Annotated in this window: 18 protein-coding genes and 3 tRNA genes; 10 read left to right on the top strand and 11 right to left on the bottom strand. The window is 71.6% G+C overall.

The genetic code is table 11. The annotated features are described in order from the left end of the window. Nucleotides 1-68: 68 nt before the first annotated feature. From ACH4MY_RS01180 to ACH4MY_RS01155, 6 genes are all read left to right on the top strand, one after another. Nucleotides 69-755, top strand: coding sequence for a hypothetical protein (locus ACH4MY_RS01180; protein WP_397995759.1), 687 nt, complete (start codon nt 69-71; stop codon nt 753-755). A 198-nt stretch (nt 756-953) separates the two neighbouring features. Beyond that, the gene (locus ACH4MY_RS01175) at nt 954-1,808 is read left to right on the top strand and encodes a sirohydrochlorin chelatase (protein WP_397995756.1); all 855 of its coding nucleotides are present in this window, start codon (nt 954-956) and stop codon (nt 1,806-1,808) included. 35 nt (nt 1,809-1,843) lie between these two features. Further along, on the top strand, nt 1,844-3,199 hold the full coding sequence (locus ACH4MY_RS01170; protein ID WP_397995753.1) for a deoxyguanosinetriphosphate triphosphohydrolase: 1,356 nt from the start codon (nt 1,844-1,846) through the stop codon (nt 3,197-3,199). Between the two features lie 120 nt (nt 3,200-3,319). Then, nucleotides 3,320-4,579 (top strand): NAD(P)/FAD-dependent oxidoreductase, encoded by a 1,260-nt coding sequence (locus ACH4MY_RS01165; RefSeq protein WP_397995751.1) that lies wholly within the window; start codon nt 3,320-3,322, stop codon nt 4,577-4,579. 29 nt (nt 4,580-4,608) lie between these two features. Further along, nucleotides 4,609-6,507, top strand: coding sequence for a DNA primase (gene dnaG / locus ACH4MY_RS01160; RefSeq protein ID WP_397995748.1), 1,899 nt, complete (start codon nt 4,609-4,611; stop codon nt 6,505-6,507). Nucleotides 6,508-6,555: 48 nt separating this feature from the next. After that, nucleotides 6,556-7,665 (top strand): RNA polymerase sigma factor, encoded by a 1,110-nt coding sequence (locus ACH4MY_RS01155; protein WP_397995745.1) that lies wholly within the window; start codon nt 6,556-6,558, stop codon nt 7,663-7,665. On the opposite strand, the gene ACH4MY_RS01150 is transcribed toward ACH4MY_RS01155, so the two are convergent. From ACH4MY_RS01150 to ACH4MY_RS01125, 6 genes are all read right to left on the bottom strand, one after another. Beyond that, nucleotides 7,662-8,726: a TerD family protein gene (locus ACH4MY_RS01150; protein WP_397997336.1), complete on the bottom strand. Its 1,065-nt coding sequence runs from the start codon at nt 8,724-8,726 to the stop codon at nt 7,662-7,664. The two genes, ACH4MY_RS01155 and ACH4MY_RS01150, sit on opposite strands and share 4 nt — an antisense overlap. A gap of 2 nt (nt 8,727-8,728) precedes the next feature. Next, nucleotides 8,729-8,923, bottom strand: coding sequence for a TerD family protein (locus tag ACH4MY_RS01145; protein WP_397995742.1), 195 nt, complete (start codon nt 8,921-8,923; stop codon nt 8,729-8,731). A 34-nt stretch (nt 8,924-8,957) separates the two neighbouring features. Then, nucleotides 8,958-10,910 carry an ABC transporter ATP-binding protein gene (locus tag ACH4MY_RS01140; RefSeq protein WP_397995738.1) on the bottom strand — a complete coding sequence of 651 codons (1,953 nt, stop codon included), beginning with the start codon at nt 10,908-10,910 and terminating at the stop codon, nt 8,958-8,960. Further along, nucleotides 10,910-12,643, bottom strand: a complete 1,734-nt coding sequence (locus tag ACH4MY_RS01135) for an ABC transporter ATP-binding protein (protein WP_397995736.1) — start codon at nt 12,641-12,643, stop codon at nt 10,910-10,912. Before ACH4MY_RS01135 ends, ACH4MY_RS01140 begins: the two co-directional genes overlap by 1 nt. A 74-nt stretch (nt 12,644-12,717) precedes the next feature. Further along, complete coding sequence (locus ACH4MY_RS01130) at nt 12,718-14,157, bottom strand: FGGY family carbohydrate kinase (protein ID WP_397995733.1); 1,440 nt, start codon at nt 14,155-14,157, stop codon at nt 12,718-12,720. Between the two features lie 30 nt (nt 14,158-14,187). Beyond that, nucleotides 14,188-14,499, bottom strand: a complete 312-nt coding sequence (locus ACH4MY_RS01125) for a YtxH domain-containing protein (RefSeq protein WP_397995731.1) — start codon at nt 14,497-14,499, stop codon at nt 14,188-14,190. Between the two features lie 159 nt (nt 14,500-14,658). Here ACH4MY_RS01125 and ACH4MY_RS01120 point away from each other — a divergent pair. The 3 genes from ACH4MY_RS01120 to ACH4MY_RS01110 all read left to right on the top strand — a co-directional run bounded on the left by ACH4MY_RS01120 (nt 14,659) and on the right by ACH4MY_RS01110 (nt 15,052). Further along, nucleotides 14,659-14,731: transfer RNA gene (locus ACH4MY_RS01120), tRNA-Asn, on the top strand. A 5-nt stretch (nt 14,732-14,736) separates the two neighbouring features. Next, nucleotides 14,737-14,812: transfer RNA gene (locus ACH4MY_RS01115), tRNA-Asn, on the top strand. Between the two features lie 163 nt (nt 14,813-14,975). Continuing rightward, nucleotides 14,976-15,052 (top strand) — tRNA-Ile (locus ACH4MY_RS01110). A 126-nt stretch (nt 15,053-15,178) separates the two neighbouring features. Here ACH4MY_RS01110 and ACH4MY_RS01105 read toward each other — a convergent pair. The 5 genes from ACH4MY_RS01105 to ACH4MY_RS01085 all read right to left on the bottom strand — a co-directional run bounded on the left by ACH4MY_RS01105 (nt 15,179) and on the right by ACH4MY_RS01085 (nt 19,725). Next, on the bottom strand, nt 15,179-15,412 hold the full coding sequence (locus ACH4MY_RS01105) for a hypothetical protein (protein WP_397995728.1): 234 nt from the start codon (nt 15,410-15,412) through the stop codon (nt 15,179-15,181). After that, the gene (locus tag ACH4MY_RS01100) at nt 15,409-16,068 is read right to left on the bottom strand and encodes a hypothetical protein (protein WP_397995726.1); all 660 of its coding nucleotides are present in this window, start codon (nt 16,066-16,068) and stop codon (nt 15,409-15,411) included. Before ACH4MY_RS01100 ends, ACH4MY_RS01105 begins: the two co-directional genes overlap by 4 nt. Nucleotides 16,069-16,126: 58 nt before the next feature. After that, nucleotides 16,127-16,807, bottom strand: coding sequence for a hypothetical protein (locus tag ACH4MY_RS01095; protein WP_397995724.1), 681 nt, complete (start codon nt 16,805-16,807; stop codon nt 16,127-16,129). A 212-nt stretch (nt 16,808-17,019) separates the two neighbouring features. Next, the gene (locus ACH4MY_RS01090) at nt 17,020-19,074 is read right to left on the bottom strand and encodes a phosphocholine-specific phospholipase C (RefSeq protein ID WP_397995721.1); all 2,055 of its coding nucleotides are present in this window, start codon (nt 19,072-19,074) and stop codon (nt 17,020-17,022) included. Nucleotides 19,075-19,308: 234 nt separating this feature from the next. After that, entirely contained in the window at nt 19,309-19,725 is a 417-nt protein-coding gene (locus tag ACH4MY_RS01085) for an organic hydroperoxide resistance protein (protein WP_397995718.1), read from the bottom strand. A 116-nt stretch (nt 19,726-19,841) separates the two neighbouring features. Between ACH4MY_RS01085 and ACH4MY_RS01080 the strand changes: the two genes are divergently transcribed. Continuing rightward, nucleotides 19,842-20,324 (top strand): MarR family transcriptional regulator, encoded by a 483-nt coding sequence (locus ACH4MY_RS01080; RefSeq protein ID WP_328944799.1) that lies wholly within the window; start codon nt 19,842-19,844, stop codon nt 20,322-20,324. The last annotated feature ends 4 nt before the right edge of the window (nt 20,325-20,328 follow it).

Raw genomic sequence — 20,328 nt, 5'->3', positions numbered from 1 at the left:
TATTCCGTAAAGCGGAAGAGTGGAAGAAATAGGGAGAGGGAAAGAAGAACCGCCCGTACGATCCGCGCATGATCATCGAAGCCGTCCGCAACAACGCCGAGTGGTGCCAGGCCATGTGCGCCGCCCACGGACACCCCGGAGCGTTCGGCGCCCGCGCCTGGACCAGCACCCGCCGCACCCCGCTCTACTACCCGGACGCGGTGACGCTGACCGAGGACGCCGGCGTCGAGGACGTCCTGGCCGGCATCGACCGCACCACCCCCGGTGCCTCGGTGAAGGACAGCTTCGCCCGCCTCGACCTGACGGCCGAGGGCTTCCGCCTCCTCTTCGAGGCCACCTGGATCCACCGCCCGGCAGGCACCCCGGTGACCCCGCCCGCCGGTGACTGGCGCCCGGTGCGAACCCCGGAGGAACTCGCCGCCTGGGCCCTCGCCTGGAGCGACGGCGACGAGGACGAGGCCGCCCTCTTCCACCCCGGACTCCTCGCCGACCCGGCGACGAAGGTCGTCGCCGGACACGGACCCGACGGCCGCGTCCTCGGCGGAGCCGTCCTCAGCGAGAGCGGCACCGTCACCGGCGTCTCCAACCTCTTCACCGCGGGGGAGACGGACCCGGTCCAGGTCTGGTCCGGCGTCCTGGGCCTCGTGCCCGCCGACCGCCCCGTCGTCGGTTACGAGTCCGGCGACGACCTGTCCCCGGCCCTCGCCGCCGGCTTCCGGGAGACCGGCCCGCTCCGCGTCTGGCTCGACGCCTGACACCCGGCGGGCCACGGCGCCACGCCTGACACCCGGCGGGGCACGGCGCCACGCCTGACACCCGGCGGGCCACGGCGCCACGCCCGACACCCGGCGGGCCACCCGCGTGAGGTCGCCGAAACACACGCGTGAGGGCACGGAAAACAGTCGTGACCCCCACGCAACGGGCAGGCAACCTGGGACCCGCAGGATCGGTGCATGACGGAGCCGGACAGCACGTTCGCCAACGCCGCCGAGTTGCTCGGCAGGATCACCGAGCAACTCGGCGAGCGGCTCAGCCACCTCCCCCTCACCAGGACGCGAGCGCCCATGACCGCACCCACCCTCGTCGCCGTCGGCCACGGCAGCCGGGACCCCCGCGCCCGCGCCACCCTGAACCGGCTCCTCGACCGCGTCCGCGAACTGAGGCCCGGACTCGACGTACGGCTCGCCCACATCGAGCTGAACACCCCGCTCCTCGACACCACCCTCGCCGAACTCGCCGCCGAAGGCCGGGACGCCGTACTCGTCCCCCTGCTCTTCGCCCCCGGCCACCACGTCACCCACGACCTGCCCGCCGCCCTCGCCGCCGTGCCCGCCCTCCGGGCCCGCGTCGCCGAGCCCCTCGGCGCGCACCCGCTGCTCGTCGAAGCCCTCGCCGACCGGCTCGTACAGGCCGGCTGGGACACCGGGGACGGCACCTCCCGAGGCACCGGGATCGTCCTCGCATCCGCCGGATCCCGCGACCCCCGCTCCGGTGCCGAGATCCGCCGTATCGCCGCCCTCCTCGGCGAGCGGCTCGGCGGAGTCCCCGTCCTCCCCGCCTACGCCTCCGCCGCCTCGCCCACCGTCCCCGAGGCCGTCCGCGCCCTCGCCGCCCGGGGCCGTCACCGGGTCGCCATCGCCTCCTGCTTCACCGCCCCCGGTCTCTTCGCCACCCGCGCCGCCGCCCACGCCCCCTGGATCGCCGCCGCCCCCCTCGGCGCCCACCCGGCCCTCGCCCGCCTCGTCCTGCACCGCTACGACGGGGCACTCCGCCCGGCCACCCGGGAGCGGGAACTCGCCACCGTCTGAGCGCTTCTGTCGGTCCCTCCGGTTACCTTCGGTGCATGGAAGGCATCGCAGACAGCGCAGACATCAAGGGCAGCCCGGACCTCACCGACACCGCCGACACCGCCGGCGCCACCGACACCCCCGGCTACGACTCCGCCGCCACCGACCGCTGGGCCGCAGAGCCCGACAAACGCCCCGGCCGCACCGCCTTCCAGCGCGACCGCGCCCGCGTACTGCACTCCAGCGCACTCCGCAGGCTCGCCGGCAAGACCCAGGTCGTCACCCCCGGCACCCGCGGCCACGCCTGGGACGCCAGCCCCCGCACCCGGCTCACCCACTCCCTGGAGTGCGCCCAGGTGGGGCGGGAGCTCGGCGCCGCCCTCGGCTGCGACCCCGACCTCGTCGAGGCCGCCTGCCTCTCCCACGACATGGGCCACCCGCCCTTCGGGCACAACGGCGAACAGGCGCTCAACGACGTCGCCAAGGACTGCGGCGGCTTCGAGGGGAACGCCCAGTCGCTCCGCCTCCTCACCCGCATCGAACCCAAGCGCTTCGTGAAGGACGCCGAAGGCGACCTCGTCAGCGTCGGGCTCAACCTCACCCGCGCCACCCTCGACGCCGCCACCAAATACCCCTGGGCGCGCGGCGGCCACCCCGAGGACCCCGGCTCGCCCAAGTTCGGCGTGTACGAGGACGACCTGCCCGTCTTCGCGTGGATCAGGCGCGGCGCCCCCGCCGACCGCAAGTGCTTCGAGGCCCAGGTCATGGACTGGTCCGACGACGTGGCCTACTCGGTCCACGACTTCGAGGACGGCCTGCACGCCGGGCACATCGACCCCAACCTGCTCCTCGCCGAGCCCGAGCGCGCCGACATCGCGGCCGTCGCCATCGGCCGCTACGTCCCCGAGGACACCGACCCGCAGGAACTCGCCGAGGCCCTCGACCGGCTCCTCGACGAGGAGTGGTGGCCGCACGGCTACGACGGCTCGGCCGTCGCCCAGGCCCGCCTCAAGGACGCCACCAGCCAGCTCATCGGCCGATTCTGCCTCGCCGCCGAGGGCGCCACCCGGCAGGCGTACGGCTCCGGCCGCCTCACCCGCTACGGCGCCGAACTCGTCGTCCCCCGCGAGACCCGCAACGAGTGCGCGGTCCTCAAGGCCGTCGCCGACCGGTACGTGATGCAGCGCGCCGAGCAGGAGGCCCTCCGCGCCGACCAGCGCATCGTCGTCGCCGAACTCGCAGAGGCCCTCGTCGCCCGCGCCCCCGACGGCCTCGAACCGCAGTTCCGGTCCCTGTTCGACGCCGCGCGCGACGACCGGGCCCGCAAGCGCGTCATCGTCGACCAGATCGCCTCCCTCACCGACGCCTCCGCCCGGGCCCTCCACACCCACCTCCGACCGCACCACTCCTGATTCGCCCTCTTCCGCCCCCGGCGTCCGTGCGGGACGCTCGCATGCACGCCCCGAGGCGGTACGGCCCGAGGAACGCCCGGGGGCGTAGGTTGGAAGCGGTCGCAAAGAGGAGGAAACGACGTGGTCGACGCAGATCAGACCTTTGTCATCGTCGGCGGGGGCCTGGCAGGGGCCAAAGCGGCGGAGACCCTGCGCGCCGAGGGGTTCAACGGCCGGGTGATCCTCATCGGCGACGAACGCGACCACCCCTACGAGCGCCCACCCCTCTCCAAGGGCTACCTCACCGGCGCCAAGGAACGCGCCGGCGTCTTCGTCCACGAAGCCGCCTGGTACGCGCGGAACGACATCGAGCTGCACCTCGGACAGTCCGTCACCGCCGTCGACCGCGAGGCCCGCACCGTGCGCCTCGGCGACGGCACCGTCATCCGCTACGACAAGCTGCTCCTCGCCACCGGCGCCGAGCCGCGCCGCCTCGACGTCCCCGGCACCGAGCTCGCCGGCGTCCACCACCTGCGCCGGCTCGCCCACGCCGACCGGCTCCGCCAGGTCATCTCCTCCCTCGGCCGGGACAACGGCCACCTGGTGATCGCCGGCGCCGGCTGGATCGGCCTGGAGGTCGCCGCCGCCGCCCGCGGCTACGGCGCCGAGGTCACCGTCGTCGAGTCCGACCCCACCCCGCTGCACCGGGTCCTCGGCCCCGAGCTCGGCCAGCTCTTCGCCGACCTGCACAGCGACCACGGCGTCCGCTTCCACTTCGGCGCCCGGCTCACCGAGATCGTCGGCCAGGACGGTCTCGTCCTCGCCGTCCGCACCGACGACGGCGAGGAGCACCCGGCGCACGCCGTGCTCGCCGCGATCGGCGCCGCCCCCCGTACCGCCCTCGCCGAGAACTCCGGGCTCGCCCTCGTCGACCGGGCCGACGGCGGCGGCATCGCCGTCGACGAGTCGCTGCGCACCTCCGACCCCGACATCTACGCCGCCGGGGACGTCGCCGCCGCCCACCACCCGCTGCTGCACACCCGGCTCCGCGTCGAGCACTGGGCCAACGCCCTCAACGGCGGCCCCGCCGCCGCCCGCGCCATGCTCGGCCGGACCGTCTCCTACGACCGCGTCCCCTACTTCTTCTCCGACCAGTACGACCTGGGCATGGAGTACTCCGGCTGGGCGCCCCCGGGCTCGTACGACCAGGTCGTGGTCCGCGGCGACACCGGCAAGCGCGAGTTCATCGCCTTCTGGCTCAAGGAGGGCCGGGTCCTCGCCGGGATGAACGTGAATGTGTGGGACGTCACAGACCCGATCCAGCAGCTCATCCGGGCCCGTACGGCCGTGGACCCGGACGCCCTCGCCGACGCCTCCGTCCCCCTGGAGAGCCTGATCTGATCACCCCCGCCCCCACGTAGACTTCATGCGTGGCAGGCAGGATCAACGATGACGACGTGAAGGCGGTCCGGGACGCGGTCCCGATCGACGCCGTCGTGTCCGAGTACCTCCAGCTCCGCAACGCGGGCGGCGGAAACCTCAAGGGTCTCTGCCCCTTCCACGACGAGAAGTCGCCCTCCTTCCAGGTCAGCCCCAGCAAGGGACTCTTCCACTGCTTCGGCTGCCAGGAGGGCGGCGACACCATCGCCTTCGTGATGAAGATCGACCACCTCTCCTTCTCGGAGACGGTCGAGCGTCTCGCCGCCAAGGCGGGCATCACCCTGCGGTACGAGGAAGGCGGCTACAACCCCGGCCACCAGCGCGGAGAGCGCATCCGCCTGGTCGAGGCCCACAAGGCCGCCGCCCAGTTCTACATCGACCAACTCGACTCGCCCGAGGCCGAGATCGGCCGGAAGTTCCTCGCCGAGCGCGGCTTCGACCAGGCCGCCGCCGCGCACTTCGGCGTCGGCTACTCCCCGGCCGGCTGGGACCACCTCACCCGCTACCTCCGCGGCAAGGGCTTCTCCGACAAGGAGCTGACCCTTTCCGGTCTCTCCCAGGAGGGCCGCCGCGGCCCCATCGACCGCTTCCGCGGCCGCCTCATGTGGCCGATCAGGGACGTCGGCGGCGAGATCGTCGGCTTCGGCGCGCGCAAGCTCCGCGACGACGACAACGGCCCCAAGTACCTCAACACGCCCGAGACCCCGATCTACAAGAAGTCCCAGGTGCTCTACGGCATCGACCTGGCCAAGAAGGACATCGCCAAGGTCAGCAGGGCCGTCGTCGTCGAGGGCTACACCGACGTCATGGCCTGCCACCTCGCCGGGGTCACCACCGCCATCGCCACCTGCGGCACCGCGTTCGGCGGCGACCACATCAAGATCCTCCGCCGCCTCCTGATGGACAACGGCTCGGCCCGGGTCATCTTCACCTTCGACGGCGACGCCGCCGGCCAGAAGGCCGCCCTGCGCGCCTTCGAGGACGACCAGAAGTTCGCCGCCGAGACCTACATCGCCATCGCCCCCGACGGCATGGACCCCTGCGACCTGCGGCTCGCCAAGGGCGACGCCGCCGTCGCGGAGCTGGCCGAGCCCCGCACCCCCCTCTTCGAGTTCGCCCTCCGCCAGATCGTGAAGCGCTACGACCTGGAGACCCCGGCCGGCCGCGCCGGCGCCCTCGACGAGGCCGCGCCCGTCGTCGCCCGCATCAAGAACATCGGCGCGCAGCACGAGGTCGCCGTCCAGCTCGCCGGCATGCTCGGCATCCTCGACACCCAGTTCGTCGTCAAGCGGGTCGCCCAGCTCGCCCGCTGGGCCCGCGACCGCGGCGGCAAGGGCCCCGCGCAGCAGCAGACCCCGCAGCGCGGCTACGACACCGGCGCCCCCGCCACCGCGTCGGCGTCCTCCGGCCCCGCGCTCAACCTGCGCAGCCCCGCCCACCGCACCGAGCGCGAACTCCTCAAGCTCGCCCTCCAGCGCCCCGAACTGGTCTCCCCGGCCTTCGACGCCTACGGGGCCGACGAGTTCACCGCCCCGCCCTACGCGGCCGTCCGCCAGTGCGTCCAGGACGCCGGCGGCGCCACCGGCGCCCCCTCCGACTACCTCGACACCGTCCGCGAGGCCGCGCCCAACGACACCGTGCGCGCCCTCGTCACCGAACTCGCCGTCGAGACGATCTTCGCCAAGAACGTCGACGAGGCCTACGCCGGCGACCAGCTCGTCACCGTCCGCCTCCGTGCCGTCGACCGGCGCATCCGCGACGTCCAGGGCACCCTGGCCAGGCTCGGAGCCCAGGGCGACCCGGAACAGCTCGCCGCCGTCCAGAACGAACTCTGGATCCTCACCCAGTACGGACAGTCCCTCCGCAACAACGGCGCAGCCGCCCTCTGACGTACGTTCCGTCACGTACCGGTCTCAAAAAGTCACCGCACGCCCCTCGTGGGCGCACTGTGTCGTACCCCACACTGGGTGACGGTGTCGTCCCGCTGCCCTACGCCCCCGGACCGGCAGCGATCACCCCCCTGGAGGTCGCCCGCCGTGCAGACCCGGATCGTGTCCCAGGAACCGCCCACCGCCGCACCGGACGAACAGCCGGAGATACCGCCCCAGCGCCGACGCCCCGACCTCGGCGGCAACGGACCCTCCTCCGACCTCTTCCGCCAGTACCTCCGCGAGATCGGCCGCATCCCGCTGCTCACCGCCGAGGAGGAGGTCGACCTCGCCCGCCGCGTCGAGGCCGGTCTGTTCGCCGAGGAGAAACTCGTCAACACCCCCGACCTGGACTCCCGGTTGGCGAGCGACCTGGACCGGCTCGTCGTCCTGGGACGGATCGCCAAACGCAAGCTCATCGAGGCCAACCTCCGCCTCGTCGTCTCCGTCGCCAAACGGTACGTGGGCCGCGGCCTGACCATGCTGGACCTCGTCCAGGAGGGCAACCTCGGTCTCATCAGGGCCGTCGAGAAGTTCGACTACGCCCGCGGCTACAAGTTCTCCACGTACGCCACCTGGTGGATCCGCCAGGCGATGTCCCGGGCCCTCGCCGACCAGGCCCGGACCATCCGTGTCCCCGTGCACGTCGTCGAACTCATCAACCGGGTCATCCGCGTCCAGCGCCGGATGCTCCAGGAGCGCGGCTACGAACCCACCGCCGAAGAGGTCGCCGCCCAACTGGACCTGGCCCCCGAGCGGGTCGGCGAGGTGCTCCGCCTCGCCCAGGAACCCGTCTCCCTGCACGCCCCCGTCGGCGAGGAGGAGGACGTCGCCCTCGGCGACCTCATCGAGGACGGCGACGCCGCCTCACCCGTCGAGTCCGCCGCCTTCCTGCTGCTCCGCCGCCACCTGGAGGACGTGCTCTCCACCCTCGGCGAGCGCGAACGCAAGGTCGTCCAACTCCGCTACGGCCTCGACGACGGCAGGCCCCGCACCCTGGAGGAGATCGGCCGGATCTTCGGCGTGACACGCGAACGCATCCGCCAGATCGAGTCCAAGACCCTCAACAAACTGCGGGACCACGCCTACGCGGATCAGCTGCGGGGGTATCTCGACTAGTCGAGCTCGTGGACCGTGAACGTCCACGCGCACTCGGCGCGGAGGTGCAGCAGCTGCGGCCCCCGCGGGACCGGGACGGTCTGCCGGAGCGGCCCGATCTCGTTGAGGAGCAGGTCCATGTGGGGCAGGCGTCCGCCGGTGCGGCCCTCGATCCCGTAGCTCTGGATGCCGGCATAACCGCGGCCGTCCTCCGGACTGCCCTGGAAGTCGACCCGGAGGTCCGCCCCGTTGCCGAGGTAGAGAAGCAGCTCGGGGCCGTAGCCGTGCAGCGTTCCCGCCAGACGGCGGGCGGCGGCGAGCGGCTTCACCCGCAGGATCCAGCGGTTCTCGGCGTCGAGCCGCATGCGCAGCGGCCTGCCCTTGGGGACCTGGGCGAACGTGCTGCCCCTGAACTCGGGCAGGAGGTCGTTGAGGAGGTAGTCGCTCTCGTCCTTGTTGCGCCGGTCGAGCGAGAAGAGGCCCAGATACCCTCGGCCCTCCTGCGCGACCTCGACGAGGACGGGGCCGTCCCCGACCCGGTCGTCGAGGGCGATCACGTCATTGCCGAAGCCCTCGGCGACGAACGGTTCGAAGACGGGGCCGAACTCCCAGCCCCCGACGAGCTCGTACGGCCGGTCGGCCGGCGGGAACGGCCCCGCGGCGGCGGGTGAACCGACCGGCTCCGCGAGGGCGGGCATCGCGGCCTGCTCCCCGGCGGCGGGTGTCCCGGCCGTTTCTCCGGCGACCGGCTCACCACCCGTGGGCGGCGCCTGCCCCGGTACCTTCGCCACCCCGGTCAGCGGGACGGGCCCGGCGACGGCCCGGTCCGGCTCGTGGCCCTCCACCTCGACGCCGTACGCCGTGACGAGCCCGGCGAGCCCGGAGGCGTACCCCTGGCCGACCCGAGCGAACTTCCAGCTGCCCGACTCCCGGAAGAACTCGGCGAAGACGACGGCCGTCTCGTCCGGCGCGCCCGTCGCCGTGCACGAGGCGACGGCCTCCCCGTCCGGGGCGACCACCGACAGGACGCCCGTGCCCGCCGACCCGGCGACGACGATCCGCTCGACCGCCGCCTCCACCACGCTCAACTCGACGACCAGCGACGCCGTTTCGTACGGACCGCACCGGACGGATGGACCGGCTGGCCCTCGAAGACCATGTCCGCGTCTCCCCGGACCCGGCCGTCCGCCCCGAGCGGGAGCGCCGCCACGTCCACGTCCTCGGCGCCCACCCGCAGGGTGATCGACGGCACCCAGGAATTCTTGGTTGTGTGACCCATGCCGCACATCATGCGGCATGGGTCACATGCCCGTTCAGTCGACCTCGGCCACCGCCTGCGCGAACTGCGCGGCGTACAACCGGGCATAGGCCCCGCCGGACTCCAACAGCTGCTCGTGCGTGCCCTGTTCGACGATGGAGCCGTTCTCCATCACCAGGATCACGTCCGCGTCCCGGATCGTGGAGAGCCGGTGCGCGATGACGAACGACGTCCGCCCGTGGGCCAGTCGGGCCATCGCCTTCTGGATCAGGACCTCGGTCCGGGTGTCGACCGAGCTGGTGGCCTCGTCGAGGACGAGGATCACCGGATCGGACAGGAACGCCCGCGCGATGGTGATCAGCTGCTTCTCGCCCGCGCTGACCCCCGCCCCGTCGTCGTCGATGACCGTGTCGTACCCCTCGGGCAGGGTGCGGACGAACCGGTCGGCGTGCGCGGCCCGCGCCGCCTCCTCGATCTCCGCCCGGGTCACCTGGCGCGTGGCGCCGTAGGCGATGTTGTCGGCGATGGTGCCGCCGAACAGCCAGGTGTCCTGGAGGACCATGCCGATGCCGGAGCGCAGCTGCTCCCGGGACATCTTCGCGACATCCACCCCGTCGAGGGTGATCCGGCCGCCCGTCACCTCGTAGAAGCGCATGAGCAGGTTCACCAGGGTCGTCTTGCCCGCGCCCGTCGGGCCGACGATCGCGACCGTCTGGCCCGGCTCCACCGAGAGCGACAGGTCCTCGATGAGCGGCTTGTCGGCCTCGTAGCGGAAGGAGACGCCCTCAAGGGCCACCTTGCCCTTGAGGTCGGCCGTCTCCCAGCTCTCGGCCGGGGGTGCCCCCAGCTCGTGGGCCGGGGCGTCCGGCTCCTGCTCCTCGGCGTCGAGCAGCTCGAAGATCCGCTCGGCCGACGCGACGCCCGACTGCACCAGGTTCGCCATCGAGGCGACCTGCGTCAGCGGCATCGAGAACTGGCGCGAGTACTGGATGAAGGCCTGCACGTCACCGATGGAGAGCGTGCCGCTCGCCACCCGCAGCCCGCCGACCACGGCCACCAGGACGTAGTTGATGTTCGAGACGAAGAACATCACCGGCTGCATCACACCGCTGTTGAACTGCGCCTTGAACCCGGCCTCGTACAGGGCCTCGTTCTGCTCGCGGAAGTCGTCCGCGGACTCCGCCTGCCGGCCGAAGACCTTCACCAGGGTGTGCCCGCTGTACATCTCCTCCACGTGCGCGTTGAGCGTGCCCGTGGACTTCCACTGCTGGACGAAGTGCGGCTGCGAGCGCTTGCCGATCTTCGCCGCGACGAAGACCGAGACCGGCACCGTGACCAGCGCCACGAGCGCGAGCAGCGGCGAGATCCAGAACATCATCGCCAGCACGCCGACGATCGTGAGCAGCGAGTTGATCAGCTGGCCCATCGACTGCTGGAGCGTCTGCGAGATGTTGTCGATGTCGTTGGTCGCCCGCGACAGCACCTCGCCGCGCTTCGCCTTGTCGAAGTACGACAGGGGAAGCCGCGCCAGCTTCTTCTGGACGTCCTCCCGCATCCGGTAGACCGTCCGGTTGATCACCTTGATCGACATACGGGTGGAGACCAGCATCAGCAGGCCCGCCGCCACGTACACGCCGAGGACCACGAGCAGCACCTCGCCGACGGCGGAGAAGTCGATCCCCTGCCCCGGCGTGAAGTCGACCCCGGACAGCATGTCCGCCATGCCGGAGTCGCCCGAGGCGCGCAGCCGCTCGATGGCCTCCGTCTTCGTACCGCTCTCGATCTGCCGCCCGATCACGCCCGCGAAGACGAGGTCGGTCGCCTTGCCGAGGATCTTCGGGCCGACCACGGAGGCCGCCACCGACAGCACACCGGCGATCAGCATCACCCAGAGCGCACCGCGCTCGGGCGCCAGCTGCCTCAGCAGCCGCTTGCCCGAGCCCTTGAAGTCCATCGACCGCTGGTCGGGGCCGCCACCGGCCATCATGCGTCCGCCAGGACCGGCCATCAGGCTGCCTCCGCCTCGGTGAGCTGGGAGAGCACTATCTCCCGGTACGTCTCGTTCTCCGCCATCAGCTCCTGGTGCCGTCCGGTGCCGACGACCCGGCCCTCGTCGAGGACGACGATCCGGTCGGCCTCGCGGATGGTGGAGACCCGCTGGGCGACGATCACGACGGTCGAGTCGGCCGTCTCCCGGGCGAGTGCCGCCCGGAGCAGGGCGTCCGTCTCGTAGTCGAGCGCGGAGAAGGAGTCGTCGAAGAGATAGATCTCCGGCCGCTGCACCAGGGTCCGCGCGATGGCGAGCCGCTGCCGCTGCCCGCCGGAGACATTGGTGCCGCCCTGGGCGATGGGCGCGTTGAGCCCGTTCTCCAGCTTCCGTACGAAGTCGGCCGCCTGGGCGACCTCCAGGGCGTGCCAGAGTTCCTCGTCGGTGGCGTCGGGCTTTCCGTACCGCAGGTTGGTGGCGACCGTTCCGGAGAAGAGGTAGGGCTTCTGCGGGACGAGTCCCACGGTCCTCGCCATGAGGTCGGGGTCGAGCCTTCGGACGTCGACGCCGTCGACGAGGACCTCGCCGCCGGTGGCGTCGAAGAGCCGGGGCACGAGCCCGAGCAGGGTCGACTTCCCGCTGCCCGTCGAGCCGATGATCGCGGTCGTCTCGCCGGGCCGGGCGACCAGCCCGACGTCCACGAGGACGGACTCCTCCGCACCCGGGTAGCGGAAGTCCGCGCTCCTGACCTCCAGATGCCCGCGCCGGTCGAGCGTCTTCACCGGCTCCGCCGGCGGCACCACGCTGGACTCGGTCGCGAGGACCTCCTCGATGCGCTCGGCACAGACCTCGGCCCGGGGCACCATCATGAACATGAAGGTGGCCATCATGACCGCCATCACGATCTGCATCAGATAGGCGAGGAACGCGGTCAGCGCGCCGATCTGCATCCCACCGCTGTCGATGCGGTGAGCGCCGAACCAGACGACCGCCACGCTGGAGATGTTCACGACGGTCATGACCACCGGGAACATCAGGGCCATCAGCCGGCCGGTCGCCATCGAGACATCGGTCAGCTCCGCGTTGGCGCCGCGGAACCGCTCCTCCTCGTAGTCGTCCTTCACGAACGCCCGGATCACACGGTTGCCGGTGATCTGCTCGCGCAGCACCCGGTTCACCGTGTCGAGACGCTCCTGCATCGTCCGGAAGAGCGGCCGCATCCTCCGCACGATCAGGGAGACCGAGACCGCGAGGACCGGCACCACGGCGAGCAGCACACCCGAGAGCGGCACGTCCTGGCCGAGGGCCATCACGATGCCGCCGACACACATGATGGGCGCGGAGACCATCAGGGTGAACGCCATCAGGACCAGCATCTGGATCTGCTGCACGTCGTTGGTCGTGCGGGTGATCAGCGAGGGCGCGCCGAACTGCCCCAGCTCCCGAGCGGAGAACGACTGCACCCGGTCGAAGACCGCGGCACGCACGTCCCGGCCCAGCGCGGACGCGGTGCGGGCGCCGTAGAACACGGCCCCGATGTTGCAGACGACCTGGACGACGGAGACGCCGACCATCAGGGCGCCGGAGCGCAGGATGTATCCGGTGTCCCCGTCGACGACACCGTTGTCGATGATGTCCGCGTTCAGGGTCGGCAGGTAGAGGCTCGCGCAGGTCTGCAGGAACTGGAGCAGCACGAGCAGTGCGATGGGTTTTCGATAGGGCCCGAGGTGGGTTCGGAGAAGTCTTATGAGCACGGCTCCACTATCGCCCGCACCGCCGGGACGTTACGACTCGGTTTTGGGGTGCGGGCCAAGCCCTGGGGAAGACTTTACGAAGCGAACGCGCCCGGGTGGATCTGGTCCCGCGTGGCCACGTACTGCCGGCGCACCGCCTGGCCCGCGGCCAGGTCGTCGCCCGGCTCCAGGATCTGCGCGACCGCGCCCTGCCAGGCCGGGGGAGTGGACGGCGACAGTGTGCCCCGCGCCACTCCCAGCGCCCAGGCGGCCTGCCGGGCCGCACCGAGCGCCGCGTAATCGGCCGGCTGGGGGACGACGACCTGCGCGCCGAACAGCGCGGGCGCGAGCGCCTGCACGGCGGGAAGGGCGGCCGCCGCACCGAGCAGGAAGACCCGCCGCACCTCGACGCCGCGCCCGCGCAGCACGTTCATGGCGTCGGTGAGCGCGCAGAGCATCCCCTCGAACGCGGCCCTCGCCAGGTGCTCGGGCTTCATCGACTCGCGCCGCAGCCCGGTGAGCGTCCCCGCGCTGTGCGGCAGGTTCGGGGTCCGCTCGCCCTCCAGATAGGGCAGCAGGACCAGCCCGGAGGCGCCCGGCGTCGACTTCAGGGCCAGTGCGGAGAGCTCCTCCAGGGACTCGACGCCCAGCATCTCGGCGGTGCCGCGCAGCACCCGTACCGCGTTGGAGGTGTGGACGACGGGCAGGTGCATGCCGGTGGCGTCGGCGAAGGAGGTGATCATGCCGCTGGGGTCGGCGAGGGCCTCGTGGTGGACGGCCATCACGGAGCCGGAGGCGCCGAGCGAGACCACCGCGTCGCCGGGGCCGAGACCGAGGCCGAGCGCGGCGGCCATCGTCTCGCCCGTACCGGCGGAGATGAGGAGCCCCTCGGGCGTGGTGCCGGCCGCGTCGGCCGGGCCGAGGACCTCGGGCAGCACGGCCTGATGGCCGAGGGCCAGTTCCACCAGGTCGGGGCGGTACGTGCCGGTGCGGGCCGACCAGTAGCCGGTGCCGGAGGCGGCGCCGCGGTCGGTGGTGCGCCGGGCGGGCCGGCCGAGGAGCTGCCAGACCAGCCAGTCGTGCGGCTGGAGGACCAGCGCGATCCGCCGGGCGCTCTCGGGTTCGGTGCGGGCCAGCCAGCGGAGCTTGGCGACCGGCTGTCCGGCGCCGGGCACGGAGCCGACGGCCTCGGCCCAGGCCTGGCGGCCGCCCAGTGATTCGACGAGGTCGGCGGCGGCGACCTGGGCCCGCTTGTCGTTGCGGACGAGCGCGGGCCGCACCAGGCCGCCCTGCGCGTCGAGCGGTACGAGTCCGTGCTGCTGCGCGGACACGCCGATGGCCTGCACGCCTTCGAGGAGCCCGCCGGTGGCGGCCTCCCCGAGCGAGAGCAACCAGGTCTGCGGGTCGACGTCGACGGCCTTCGGTTCGCCCGGGTGAGGGGCGTAACCCTGCCGCAGTACGGCACCCGTGTCCGTGTCACAGACGACGATGCGTGTGAACTCCGCCGAGCTGTCGAGTCCTGCGACTATCCCCATGACACTTGATTCTGCCGCACGTGGGGTGGTTCAGGTGTTGCTGGTGCCCCAGTCGTCGTCCTCGACCTTCCCGTTGGCCCGTCCGCGCCCGCAGAGCGCCTGGAACCGTTCGGTCACGGAGGGCGGCAGCCGGTCGCCGACCTTGTCGCCCACGGCGTGCGCGGCCTTGCCCGCGACCTGGCGCCCGGTCTGGGCGGCGGACTCGGCGGCGTTGCGCACGGCCGGGTTCTGGCTGAAGTCTCTGGCGGACTTCTTCATCTGCTCGTAGCGCTCGCGTCCTGCGCGCGTGCCGACCACGTAACCGAGGGCGAGTCCTACGACGAACGTCAGCTTGTATCGCATGGCCACCACCTTCCCTGGAGAGCTTCCCTGATGCACCGCTGGTGCCCACGGCGATACCGATTGGCGGAGCACCCCCCTGCTTGCGCTAATGTATGTCTCGCAGCGAGCGAGCGCCCTCCCGGTTCAGCCGGACTGGGTACGTTCGGTGCAACGCAGCAATCCCCTGTAGCTCAATTGGCAGAGCAGCCGGCTGTTAACCGGCAGGTTACTGGTTCGAGTCCAGTCGGGGGAGCGCGATCCCCTGTAGCTCAATTGGCAGAGCATTCGGCTGTTAACCGGAGGGTTGCTGGTTCGAGTCCAGCCGGGGGAGCCAGACGGAAAAGGACCCTACGGGGTCCTTTTTCGCGTCTCGGGGAACCGCGCGGAGCGGGGCGCGGTCTTCATGGTCGAGCAGAGCCGATCTTCCGGAGCAGGAGATCGTATGAGCGGCTATGCTGCGGCAGACGGCGCGCACACATGTACGCGCCTCACCGTACGGGGCGGTAGCTCAGCCGGTTAGAGCAGCGGACTCATAATCCGTCGGCCGTGGGTTCGAGTCCCACCCGCCCCACCACTGCCCGTGGCCGCAGGAAGGTTTCCTCCGCGTCCACGGGCTTCTTGCTTCCACCGTGCACCCCCGGTGGTGCGCGTCACGACAGCGACACGCCCGGATTCACCCGGACGCCTCGGCCCGGACGCGTCAGTCCGAGCGGAAGGCGACCCGCACCGCGTTGTTCGCCGGCACCACGAGCACGCTCCCGCCCGTCTCCGCCCAGTTCTCGGGGATGAGGAACATCCGGCCGTTCGCCTCCGCGAGGAGGCGCAGGCCCTCGTACCGGTACCGGTACCGCTGCGAGCGGTCGGCGGCGGGCAGGACGGTCTCGCGTGCCTGCCGGGGCGGGAAGTAGAGCCGCTCCGCCGTGTCGACGGTCACCGCCGGGCGAAGCCACAGATGGCGCGCCAGATACCGGGCGTCGTCGTCCCCGTGCTGCTTCGCGTACGCGTGGACCGCCCAGAGGAGGACAGGCCGACCAGCGCGGCGACGAGCGCGAGTGCCAGTCGCTCGCGCGCCACCGGGTAGTCGGCGCCGTTCAGCTTGAAGATCAGGGCCCTGCCGTACACGACCAGCACCAGCCCGCTGCCGAGCAGCAGCGGAGTGCCCATCGCCCCGGCGTCCCACACCTCGAGCCCGCCGAGCATGCCGAGGGTGAAGAAGACCAGGCCGCAGGCCGAGAACAGGTACGGCGCGAACCGGCCGCCGGGCGGCAGGCGGCCGTTCCTGGCTCCCAGCGCGCGGGCCGCGTAGTAGACGAGGACGGCGACCAGCGCGACGGTGAGCGCGGCGCCGGCGGGTACGTAGAGGGCGCCCGCGCTGCGCAGCGCGTAGTCCTGGGTGGAGAAGCCGAGGGTCGCGGCGTCGACGCCGAAGTGCGCGTAGAGGGCGTCGGTGTAGGCGAAGCCGAAGTACAGCAGCAGGGCGCCGATGAAGGTGGTCGGGGCGAGCAGCGTGGCGAGCGTGACGGCCCAGTTGCTCCAGGGGCGCCTTCCGCTGTCGGAGTCCCCTTCGGTCATGAGGGTCTCTTCGGGCATAGGGGTTCCTCCGGCCCTCCGGCCCCGTTCGGTCATACGGCCCCCTCCGGTCGGGCGCTCAGCCGAGTCCGCCGGCCTCGCCGGTTCCCCCGTCGGTGGTGTCGCCGGTGGTCTCCCCGGTCGTTTCCCCGGTGGTCTCGCCCGTGGTCTCGCCGGTCGTTTCCCCGGTGGTCTCGCCCGACGTCTCCCCGGACGTCTCGCCGCCGGTCTCCCCGGGCGGCGACACGGGATCCGCGGAGATCGACTCGCTGACCTCGTCCGATACCCCGGCCTTGTTCCGGAGGGTCGCGCAGACGAGGCGGGACGCCTTCGAGTTCCCACCCGCCTGCGAGAACTTGAACTCCGGCGAGGCCGAGCCGCCGGGAGGCACGGTCACGGTCCGGCTCGGCGGAATGGTGGGCCGGCTCGCCTCGCCCGGTGTGCAGTCCAGGACTTCGAGGGTGCCCGTGTAGGGCTCGGACGACGGGTTCGTGACCGTTTTCTTGTAGCTCTGCGGCCAGTGGCCCGAGAAGCTGTCGGAGAGCCGGCCCGCGCGGTTGAAGCTCCCGTCGTTCTCCTCCTGCCTCCGCCGCTCCTCCTCGTCCTGGTCGCCTCCCCCCGTCGTCCCGGCGGTCGCCGTGCCGTCGGTGGCATCCGTGGCGACGCCGGGGTCGGGGGTCTGGTTCTCCCCCTCGGAGCCGGAGGAGCAGCCGGCCAGTGGGGCGGCCCCGGCGCAGAGGAGAACGAGCGCGAGAAGCACGCTCCTGGACCTGCTCCGACGACGAGTCGTCCGGCCGCGCATGGAGCCTCCCGATCCGGGGCTGGCGGAACGGACTGCGTCCGCCCCGTGTCCCGGCAGCCTAAAACGGTGTCATATCGGGTGAAACCGCCGTTCGGGTAGCTGTCCTGGGTGGCCCGCGCGCGGGCGGTGTCCCCGGCACCGGGGGCGCGGTGCCGGGGCGGGCGTCGGCGTCAGTAGGTCAGGATCGCCGGGTCGGACTGGCTCGCCGCACCCGTCTCCACATGGCCGGCGAGGCGGCGGACGTAGTCCGTGCTCGCGGAGGACGTGACGGTGACGTCGTACCAGTGGTGGGCCGCGGAGACGTCGACGCTGTGGGTGACCGTGGCGCCCTTCGCGACGGAGAGCGTCTTCTGGGCGCCGCCGTAGGCGTTGACGAGGGTCACCGTCGCGGTCGTGCCGGCGTTGGTGAACGTCAGGTCCAGCGTGCCCGTGCTCGCGTCGTGGCGGGCGGTGACCTCGGGGACGGCCGTCTTGCCGGGGGAGCGGAAGCGGCGGACGAAGCCGTTGGGGCCGTGGACCGTGAGGTCGGTGAGGCTCTTGGAGTACTTGGTGTTCCAGGTGTCCGAGATCGTCTTGCCGGCTTCCGCCGTGTACGTCCACGGGGCGTCCGTGCGGTTCGCCGACGTGACGTAGAACTGGGCGCCCGCCTGCGGGCCTCCGCCGAAGGTGAGGCGGTAGGTGCCCGCCGTGACGTCCGCCGCGCCGTCCACGTACGGGGCGTACTTCAGAGGGCGGGTGCGCCTGCCGCCCGGCTCCTGGCGCGGCATCGTGCCGGACGCCGGTGCGGTGGCGAGGAAGTCGGGGTGCCGGTTGCGGTCCGGCGGGTAGTAGCCGGCGGTCGGGGGCAGCGACGCCGCCGTGGTGTCCGTGCGCGTGAAGTCGAAGGCCGAGGTCAGGTCCCCGCAGACGGCGCGGCGCCACGGCGAGATGTTGGGCTCGCGCACCCCGAAGCGGCTCTCCATGAAGCGGATGACCGAGGTGTGGTCGAAGGTCTCCGAGCAGGCGTAGCCGCCGGTGGACCAGGGGGAGGCGACGAGCATCGGGACGCGCGGGCCGAGGCCGTAGGGGCCGGCCACGTAGCCGGCCTTGCCGCCGAAGTAGTCGAGGGCGGTCGGGGCCGTCGACAGGCCCTGCGCGGCCGAGCCCGGGGCGTACGGCGGGACCACGTGGTCGAAGAAGCCGTCGTTCTCGTCGTACGTGATGAACAGGGCGGTACGGGCCCACACGTCCGGGTTCGACGTCAGCGCGTCCAGGACCTGCGAGATGTACCAGGCGCCGTAGTTGGAGGGCCAGTTGGCGTGCTCCGAGAAGGCCTCGGGGGCCGCTATCCAGGAGACCTGCGGCAGCCGGCCGCCCTGCACGTCGGCGCGGAGGATGTCGAAGAAGCCCTCGCCGGCCTTGGCGTTCGTGCCCGTGCGGGCCTTGTCGTAGAGGGGGTTGCCGGGCTGGGCGTTGCGGTAGTTGTTGAAGTAGAGCAGCGAGTTGTCGCCGTAGTTGCCGCGGAAGGCGTCGTTGATCCAGCCCCAGGAGCCGGCGGCGTTCAGGCCGTCGCCGATGTCCTGGTAGATCTTCCAGGAGACGCCCGCCGCCTGCAGGCGCTCGGGGTAGGTGGTCCAGCCGTAGCCCGCCTCGGCGTTGTTCAGGACGGGGCCGCCGCCCGTGCCGTCGTTGCCGACGTAACCGGTCCACATGTAGTAGCGGTTGGGGTCGGTCGCGCCGATGAACGAACAGTGGTACGCGTCGCAGATGGTGAAGGCGTCGGCGAGCGCGTAGTGGAACGGGATGTCCTCGCGGGTGAGGTGGGCCATGGTGGCCTTGGTCTTCGCGGGCACCCAGTTGTCGTACCTGCCCTTGTTGAAGGCGCTCTGGCCGCCCGCCCAGTCGTGGTTGAGGCCCTGGAGGTACTCCATGCCCAGCTTGTCGCTGGCCGGCCGGAAGGGGAGTGTGACCTTGCTGCCGTCCGACTGGTTCCAGACCGACTTCCCGCTGGGCAGGGTCACGGGCCGCGGGTCGCCGAAGCCCCGTACGCCCTTCAACGCCCCGAAATAGTGGTCGAAGGAACGATTCTCCTGCATCAGGACGACGATGTGCTCGATGTCCTGGATCGTGCCGGTGGAGCCTTGTGCCGGGATGGCGGCGGCGCGCGCGATGCTCTCCGAGAGCATCGTGAACGCGGCGGTGCCGCCGGCGAGTTGAAGGAACCGGCGACGGTCGAGGTCGGCCATGGGGGAGTTCTCCTCCGGGTCGATACAGGCACGGGTGGGGGTGCGCGTGCGCCGGCCGGACGGGCCGGTCGACGGGCGCCCCAAGGAGAGCGCCCGTGGACCACCGCCCGGCGGCCGTTCCATGACTGCCCGTCGTACGGCAGACGAATCCCCCGTGCCCGAACGGGAAAACCCACAAGCGAACACCCCCGGCAGGTCGATGACCACCGGGGGTGTACGTGAAGCGACAGAGAACTACTCGACGACGAGGTCGACCTTGATGTTGCCCCGGGTCGCCTTGGAGTAGGGGCAGAAGGCGTGGGTCTTCTCCAGGAGGGACTTGCCCGCCTCGCCCTGGAGGTGGTCCGGGAACTCGGCGCGCATGATCACCGCGAGGCCGAAGCCGCCGTCCGCGGGGTCCTTGCCGATGGAGACCTCGGCGGTGATCGAGGCCTCGGAGATGTCGATCTTCTCCTGGCGGGCGACCAGGTTCATCGCGCTCGCGAAGCAGGCCGCGTACCCGGCGGCGAAGAGCTGCTCGGGGTTGGTGCCCTGACCGTTGCCGCCGAGGGCCTGGGGGTGGGCGAGGGGGAGGTCGATGTGGCCGTCGGAGCTGACGGCGCGGCCCTCGCGGCCGTTGGCGGTGGCGACGGCGGTGTAGATCGCGTCCATGGTTTCCGTTCCTGTCCTCGGGGTGCGGGGTGATGCGGTGGCCCTCTATTGATAGCGCACTATTCAGTTGTGCACAACTCAATCGCGTGTGAGGTGCCCTCGCGTATCCTGGAGCCATGGAGACGCTCGACACGGTTCCGGACGAGGACTTCCTCCGGCTCGACCACCAGATCTGCTTCTCGCTGCACGCGGCGACCCGCGCCTTCAACGGCGTCTACCGCGAAGCCCTCAAGGAGCTCGGGCTCACCTATCCCCAGTACCTCGTGATGCTCGTGCTCTGGGAGCACGGCGAGCTGCCTGTGAAGGGGATCGGCGAGCGCCTGCGGCTCGACTCCGGAACCCTGTCACCGCTGCTCAAGCGCCTGGAGGCGGCCGGATACGTCGAGCGGCGCCGCAGCCCCGAGGACGAGCGGTCCGTCACCGTCCGGCCCACCGCCGAGGGGACCGCGCTGAAGGAGAAGGCCCGGGGGGTGCCGCGCAGGATCGCCGCCGCGACGGGCCTCGACCTCGCCGACATCCGCGACCTGCGGGAACGGCTCGACGCCCTGGCCGTCCGGCTCGACGGCGTCGATCCGGACGACCTGAACGTCTGCCGCTAGGCCC

Source organism: Streptomyces sp. NPDC017246 (assembly GCF_044331325.1).
Taxonomy (GTDB): Bacteria; Actinomycetota; Actinomycetes; order Streptomycetales; family Streptomycetaceae; genus Streptomyces.
Note: the sequence above shows the minus strand (reverse complement) of the source record. Positions and strands in the feature narration are given on the sequence as shown.

Excerpts from the sequence above, each read along its gene's own strand:
- ACH4MY_RS01180 (WP_397995759.1), top strand. The coding sequence starts at position 69 with ATGATCATCGAAGCCGTCCGCAACAACGCCGAGTGGTGCCAGGCCATG.
- ACH4MY_RS01175 (WP_397995756.1), top strand. The coding sequence starts at position 954 with ATGACGGAGCCGGACAGCACGTTCGCCAACGCCGCCGAGTTGCTCGGC.
- ACH4MY_RS01170 (WP_397995753.1), top strand. The coding sequence starts at position 1,844 with ATGGAAGGCATCGCAGACAGCGCAGACATCAAGGGCAGCCCGGACCTC.
- ACH4MY_RS01145 (WP_397995742.1), bottom strand. The coding sequence starts at position 8,923 with ATGGGTCACACAACCAAGAATTCCTGGGTGCCGTCGATCACCCTGCGG.
- ACH4MY_RS01140 (WP_397995738.1), bottom strand. The coding sequence starts at position 10,910 with ATGGCCGGTCCTGGCGGACGCATGATGGCCGGTGGCGGCCCCGACCAG.
- ACH4MY_RS01130 (WP_397995733.1), bottom strand. The coding sequence starts at position 14,157 with ATGGGGATAGTCGCAGGACTCGACAGCTCGGCGGAGTTCACACGCATC.
- ACH4MY_RS01125 (WP_397995731.1), bottom strand. The coding sequence starts at position 14,499 with ATGCGATACAAGCTGACGTTCGTCGTAGGACTCGCCCTCGGTTACGTG.
- ACH4MY_RS01100 (WP_397995726.1), bottom strand. The coding sequence starts at position 16,068 with ATGCCCGAAGAGACCCTCATGACCGAAGGGGACTCCGACAGCGGAAGG.
- ACH4MY_RS01090 (WP_397995721.1), bottom strand. The coding sequence starts at position 19,074 with ATGGCCGACCTCGACCGTCGCCGGTTCCTTCAACTCGCCGGCGGCACC.
- ACH4MY_RS01085 (WP_397995718.1), bottom strand. The coding sequence starts at position 19,725 with ATGGACGCGATCTACACCGCCGTCGCCACCGCCAACGGCCGCGAGGGC.
- ACH4MY_RS01080 (WP_328944799.1), top strand. The coding sequence starts at position 19,842 with ATGGAGACGCTCGACACGGTTCCGGACGAGGACTTCCTCCGGCTCGAC.